Raw genomic sequence first — 6511 nt, 5'->3', positions numbered from 1 at the left:
TCCCTGGCGGAAAAAAGAAACCGTCAGGAAAGAAGAAACAAAAAAAGCAGAAAAGAAAGAGAACAGGAAAAGCGTAGAAAGAAGCAGGAACGGGATCGTAGGAAACAGAAAAACATTCCTACAACTGCACAGCAGAGTATTCCGTATATTCGGATGCTGCAGGATGGTATCTGTCAGGTGACAAAGACCTTTTTCTCCAAGACGATTCAGTTTTATGACATCAACTATCAGCTTGCTCTAAATGAGGATAAGACCACGATATTTGAAAATTACTGTGATTTCTTAAATTACTTTGATTCTTCCATCAGTGTGCAGCTGTCCTTTATCAATCAGCAGGTGGATGTGGCAGAATTTGAAAAAAGTATTGATATTCCGGATCAGAACGATGACTTCAATGCCATTCGTGAAGAGTACCGTGCTATGCTGAAAAATCAGCTTTCCAAAGGAAATAATGGTCTGGTAAAGACAAAGTATATCACTTTTGGAATCGAAGCAGAAAACCTGAAGGTGGCAAGACCAAGGCTTGAAAGAATCGAAACAGATATCTTAAATAACTTTAAGGTTTTGGGAGCACAGGCGCATTCCCTGAATGGTCTGGAAAGGCTGGAGATTCTGTATCATGTGTTCAACCAGGATCGGATTGAACCATTTAAGTTCCAGTATAAGATGCTTCCAGAAACAGGATTAAAGACCAAAGATTTTATTGCACCGACTTCCTTTAACTTTTCCAAGAATCAGACATTTTTGATGGGAAGAACGATGGGAAGTGTGAGTTATCTGCAGATTCTGGCACCGGAGCTTACAGACCGGATGCTTGCAGATTTCCTGGATGTGGATGACAGCATCAATGTCAACATTCATATCCAGTCTATTGACCAGAGTTCTGCGATCAAGATGATCAAGAGCAAGATTTCAGATCTGGATAAGATGAAGATTGAAGAGCAGAAGCGGGCAGTACGTTCCGGTTATGATATGGACGTGCTTCCATCGGACCTTGTGACTTATGGAGAAGAGGCGAAGAACCTGTTGGAAGATCTGCAGTCCAGAAATGAACGAATGTTTCTTGTAACGGTTCTGGTGATGAATACCGCAAGGAAGCGTCAGAAACTGGATAACAATATTTTCCAGGTGCAGGGAATTGCACAGAAATATAACTGTTCTTTAAAACAACTGGATTATCAGCAGGAAGCAGCACTCATGTCCTGTATTCCACTGGGAGTCAATCGGATTGAAATTCAGAGAGGGCTTACCACATCTTCAACAGCGATCTTCGTGCCATTTACGACACAGGAACTGTTTCAGGAAGGGGAAGCTCTTTATTATGGATTGAATGCATTATCCAACAACATGATCATGGTTGATCGGAAACGTTTGAAGAACCCGAATGGACTGATTCTTGGTACACCAGGTTCCGGTAAGTCTTTCTCAGCAAAGAGGGAAATTACAAACTGCTTTTTGATCACGGAAGACGATATCATTATCTGTGATCCAGAAGCCGAATATTCGGCACTTGTGCAGGCACTGCATGGGCAGGTAGTTCGGGTTTCGCCAGTATCTGACCAGTATATCAATCCAATGGATCTGAACCTGAACTATTCCGAGGAAGATAATCCACTGTCATTGAAAGCAGATTTTATTCTGTCTTTGTGTGAGCTGATTGTTGGAGGAAAGAATGGACTGGAGCCGGTAGAAAAGACCATCATTGACCGTTGTGTGCGGTTAGTATATCAGGAATATCTTGCCGATCCAGTACCGGAGAAGATGCCAATCCTGGAGGATTTATATAACCTTCTGAGAAAACAGGAAGAGCCAGAAGCACAGCGACTGGCCACTTCGTTGGAAATCTATGTTACAGGTTCTTTGAATGTGTTTAACCATCAGACAAACGTGGACATCAATAACCGCATTGTCTGCTTTGATATCAAGGAACTTGGTAAGCAGTTGAAAAAGATTGGGATGCTTGTCATTCAGGATCAGGTCTGGAACAGGGTAACAATGAACCGTTCTGCTCATAAGTCCACCAGATACTATGTGGATGAGTTCCATCTTCTTTTGAAGGAAGAGCAGACCGCAGCTTATAGTGTGGAGATATGGAAGAGATTTCGTAAATGGGGTGGTATTCCAACTGGAATCACCCAGAATATAAAAGATTTATTGTCTTCCAGGGAGATAGAGAATATATTTGAAAATTCAGATTTTATTTATATGCTGAACCAGGCTTCCGGAGACAGGCAGATTCTGGCAAAGCAGCTGAATATCTCACCAACCCAGCTGTCCTATGTAACCAACAGTAATGAGGGGGAAGGACTTTTGTTCTATGGAAATGTCATTATCCCATTTGTAGACAGATTCCCGAAGAATTCCCTCTATAAAATCATGACAACCCGCTTAGAGGAGACTTCCGAAGCAGGTTAAATCAAAGGAGAAAACAATGTTACGAGCAATTTCATATGTATTAACTTTTAGTGGCGGTGCTGTTTTCGGCATCGCTTTTCTCTGCTTATTACAGGCAGGGAAAGGGTATCCGAAGAAGGAGGAGTAAGTAGTGGCAGAACAGAGAATGAAAGTCAGGGACAAGAAAGTCCAAAAGATGACCAAGGATGGTCTGGTGGAAGAAAACCTGACAGATAAATCTTCTGTTCGTGTCAGTAACCGTGCCAGTGATGTGCAGATGGGAAGAAAACAGGGGGAAAAAGAAGAAAACCTTGTGGATAAGTCTCCCCGCCAGTCTGAACGGAGTGGGAAAAATATTCGTCCCTCTGTGCAAAAATCCAGAGATGCACCGGAACTGATACGGACAGAGAAGCAAAGTGAGGATTTTGGACAGAGTAGTAAACAGCAAAATAGAAAAAGAATCCGTGCTGAAGTCGGAAAAGAATCCAGACTTGCAGAAAAATCCGAAGTCGGACAGTTAGAGAGACTGAAAGATAAACGTGCTGATCTATCAGAAAACAGGGGAGACAGCCGGAGAAATCAGACCGGTGGCAGCAAAAAGCCTAAACAAAAACAACGTTTGAAGTTTGCTTATGAGGAAACTGGTGCTTCTGTGAAAAATGACAAAGATATGGAGAAATTGAACCAGATGGATACGGATGGAGTCAATTTCCACCATCAGAAACAGAAAGAAAAAGCCAAAAAGTTTTCTTATGAAGAAGCAAGAAAGAAAAAGGAAGCAAAGCAGCATTCCAAGAAAGCACAGGTCTATCAGGCAAATGAAGGAGAATCTCCTGGAAAGAAAAAATCCCGTTTGAAGTTTGGTGAAGGGGAATCTGTGAAAACAGAAAAAGCTTCTGTTGTCAAGAAAGCAGGAAGTGCAACTTCCGTAGCATTGCACCGTGAGATCAGCAAAAATGAAGACGATAATGCGGCGGTAGAAGGTGCCCATAAGTTGGAAGAAGGCGGCGAAGGTATTTACCGGCTGGAACAGAGAAGTGCCAGACGAAGGAAACAGAGGGCTTCCAGAAAGAGAAGCAGACTGGAGAGACAGGTAGAGAAACAGACACTGGCGGCAGCCCATCAGGAGCAGAAGAAGCTGAAAAAACAGATTCAGAAGCAACAGATCAAACGGGATTATGCCAAAGCTAAGCGAAGTGAACAGACAGTAGGAACAGCTACAAAAGGTACGATTGATTATATTAAGAAGATTGGCGGTAAGGTCACCAACTTCTTTAAAGAAAACCGGAAGGTGTATATCAGTGTAGCAGTTCTGATCGGATTGATGTTTCTGATCATAACGAATGTCACGTCTTGCTCTGCAGTGTTTTTACAAAATGTGATCACTTATACCGGAACCAGTTATCTGTCATCGGATCAGGCAATCCGGGAAGCGGAACTGTATTACACACAGCTGGAAGCTAATCTGCAGGAGCGGATCAACAACATGGAATCTGAAGAACCAGGACATGAGGAATACCGATATAACATCGGACCTATTGAGCATGATCCGTTTATCCTGATCAGTTATTTGTCAGCAAAGTATGAAGAATTTACCTTTGAACAGGTAAAGCCAGAACTGGATGCTCTTTTTGCATTGCAGTATCGGTTAGAAACAGAAGCAGTCAATGAGACTGTGACAGAGACAGCAACTGTAAGAGTTGGAGAATCTTTGGGACAGGTTGTGACCAGTGGGTATTGTAACTGCCCAATTTGTTGTGGTATTTGGAGCGGAGGACCGACTGCTAGTGGAGCATATCCAACTGCCAATCATACTTTAGCGGTAGATGCTTCCAATCCGTTTGTACCAATGGGAACAAAGGTAGTTATGAATGGTGTCGAATATACTGTAGAAGATACCGGAGCTTTCGCAAGATACGGTGTACAGTTTGATGTCTATTATGACAGTCATGCGGCAGCATCTGCACATGGACATCAAACATGGGAATGTTATCTGGCAGATGATAATGGAAGCAATGAAGTGGAAGTGACCAGGACAAGAGATGTAGATGTGCTGAATGTCACCTTAAATAGTGGAAACTTGATGTCAATCTGTCAGGACAGGCTGGGATTTTTCCAGAAAGAACTGTTCAGTGCCTACAACGATACAAAAGGCAACTTGCAGATGTTTGCAACACCGGTTGATTTTAACTGGTATTCCAGTGTGACTAGCTATTATGGATACAGGATTCATCCAATATCAGGAGCAAATCAGCTTCATAATGGTATGGATATCGGAGCACCGGAAGGGACAAAAGTAATGGCAGGGCTGACCGGAACGGTTACAACTTCTGCTTATAACGACAGCTATGGCAATTATGTTGTGATCAAGGACAGTAAAGGCTATGAACTGCGGTATGCACATTTAAGCAGCCGGAGTGTATCTGCAGGAGCATCCGTCACGAAAGGTGATGAGATAGGTCTTGTAGGAAATACTGGTAATTCCACAGGAAGCCATCTTCATATTGAACTTCTGAAAAATGGAGAGCGGTTAAACCCGATCTTTTATCTGGAAACTGGAGAAGGAGCAGGCTTTGGCGGCAATGAATATACCAGTGAAGCAGCACAGCGTTTGTTAAATGAAGCAGCGAGATATCTTGGAACACCATATGTATGGGGTGGATATTCCCCAAGTGGATTCGATTGTTCTGGATTTGTAAGCTACTGTCTAACAAACTCTGGTGTAAGGAATACAGGAAGATTAACAGCACAGGGACTGTACAACATTTGTACACCAGTATCCCAGTCGGAGGCGCAGCCGGGAGATTTGATTTTCTTTACTGGAACTTACGACGCCGGGGAGCCGGTAACGCATATCGGAATCTATGTAGGCAATGGTCAGATGATCCATTGTGGACATCCGGTGCAGTATACGTCCATCAATTCCCCATACTGGCAGAGCCATTTCTATGGATTTGGACGATGGTAAGAAAAAAGGGCGGCTGCATCAGTCGTCCGGAAAGGAGAACCGATGAAAAGTCTTGAAAAAGCAACGGCAGATTATGAGAAAGCCAAAGAGAAAATGGAAGCATCCAAAGCCAGATATGAAGCAGATTTAAAGCGGTTCAAGGCTGCGGAGATTGCAAAAACAGAAGCGGAAAATCTGGAAATTGTAAGAATTATCCGTGCAATGGATATGAGTATTCCGGAATTGGAAGCTTTCAAAAAGAGAATGAAAAATGAACTGCCCGGCAGGGTAGAAATACAGAAGGAGGAAACAAAAGCCGATGATGAATCTGGAAAAAATGAAACAGAAGAAGAGAACAATTACTAAAAGCAGAGTAAAAAAGAGCTTGCTTGCTGCAACGACATTTCTTTGCCTGACAACACCTTTGCTCCAGACACAGACTGCTTATGCAGCTGAGAATACCACGCCTACAATCACGATTGAGAAACCGGATGGCTGGAAACAGGGAGAAACAACCATTGCTGTTACGGTAGATGCCAGTCATATGCCGGAAGGTTTCTCAATAGCAAAGATTGAAGCAAAAGCAGGAAAAGATGGAAGCTGGCAGGATGTAACCGGAAGTGGAAGTATCACGATCACTGGAAATCAGACAGTGTATGTGCGTGTTACAGATGGTGAGGGGAAGGTCTATGAGCAGAATCGCTCTATTAAGTGTTATGACACGGAAAAGCCTACACTCTCTGCTTCCCTGACAGATGGTGTGCTGACGATTCAGGGGAATGATACAGTATCAGGGATTACTGCAGTAACAGTCAATGGCACCACTTATACAGACTTGAAGGATGGAATGCTGAGAGTGCAATTGACACAGAAAGATTTTACTACAAAACAGATTGAGATTACGGTAACAGATGGTGCCGGAAATACGTCTGAAAAGTATGTGTTACAGAATCCTTATTATGAATGGGCAAAGAAGCAGGCAGAGAAACAGAAAACTTCCAGTGACAGTAATGGTGCAATGGCAACCACGACCAGTGCAGATGCAACTGGGACTGAGAAAACAACGACTTCACCGCTTCCGCAGGATGCACAGGCTTCTGAGCCGACAGATGCAAAAGGAACCGTGGATGATCGGACAGTGACAGGTATTGAGGAACAGCTTAATAAAGA

Annotated in this window: 4 protein-coding genes and 1 pseudogene; all 5 read left to right on the top strand. The window is 43.2% G+C overall.

Going from position 1 to position 6511, the window contains the following annotated elements; translation table 11 throughout:
* Window positions 1–3 precede the first annotated feature (3 nt).
* Window positions 4–2415: a VirB4-like conjugal transfer ATPase, CD1110 family gene (locus LKD71_RS17510; protein ID WP_227616373.1), complete on the top strand. Its 2412-nt coding sequence runs from the start codon at window positions 4–6 to the stop codon at window positions 2413–2415.
* Between the two features lie 16 nt (window positions 2416–2431).
* The gene (locus tag LKD71_RS17505; protein ID WP_008688066.1) at window positions 2432–2542 is read left to right on the top strand and encodes a hypothetical protein; all 111 of its coding nucleotides are present in this window, start codon (window positions 2432–2434) and stop codon (window positions 2540–2542) included.
* Window positions 2543–2560: 18 nt separating this feature from the next.
* On the top strand, window positions 2561–5362 hold the full coding sequence (locus LKD71_RS17500; protein ID WP_227616372.1) for a CD1108 family mobile element protein: 2802 nt from the start codon (window positions 2561–2563) through the stop codon (window positions 5360–5362).
* Window positions 5363–5404: 42 nt separating this feature from the next.
* Window positions 5405–5707 (top strand): DUF4315 family protein, encoded by a 303-nt coding sequence (locus LKD71_RS17495; RefSeq protein WP_008688068.1) that lies wholly within the window; start codon window positions 5405–5407, stop codon window positions 5705–5707.
* Window positions 5661–6511, top strand: a pseudogene (locus LKD71_RS17490) (CD1107 family mobile element protein); the annotation flags it as partial. The gene LKD71_RS17495 and the pseudogene LKD71_RS17490, both read left to right, overlap by 47 nt.

Source organism: Fusicatenibacter faecihominis (genome assembly GCF_020686945.1).
Lineage (GTDB): Bacteria > Bacillota > Clostridia > Lachnospirales > Lachnospiraceae > Limivivens > Limivivens faecihominis.
This window is presented reverse-complemented; position numbering and strand designations above follow the sequence as displayed.

Coding starts and splice junctions, on each gene's coding strand:
- LKD71_RS17505 (WP_008688066.1), top strand. CDS start 2,432: ATGTTACGAGCAATTTCATATGTATTAACTTTTAGTGGCGGTGCTGTT.
- LKD71_RS17500 (WP_227616372.1), top strand. CDS start 2,561: ATGAAAGTCAGGGACAAGAAAGTCCAAAAGATGACCAAGGATGGTCTG.
- LKD71_RS17495 (WP_008688068.1), top strand. CDS start 5,405: ATGAAAAGTCTTGAAAAAGCAACGGCAGATTATGAGAAAGCCAAAGAG.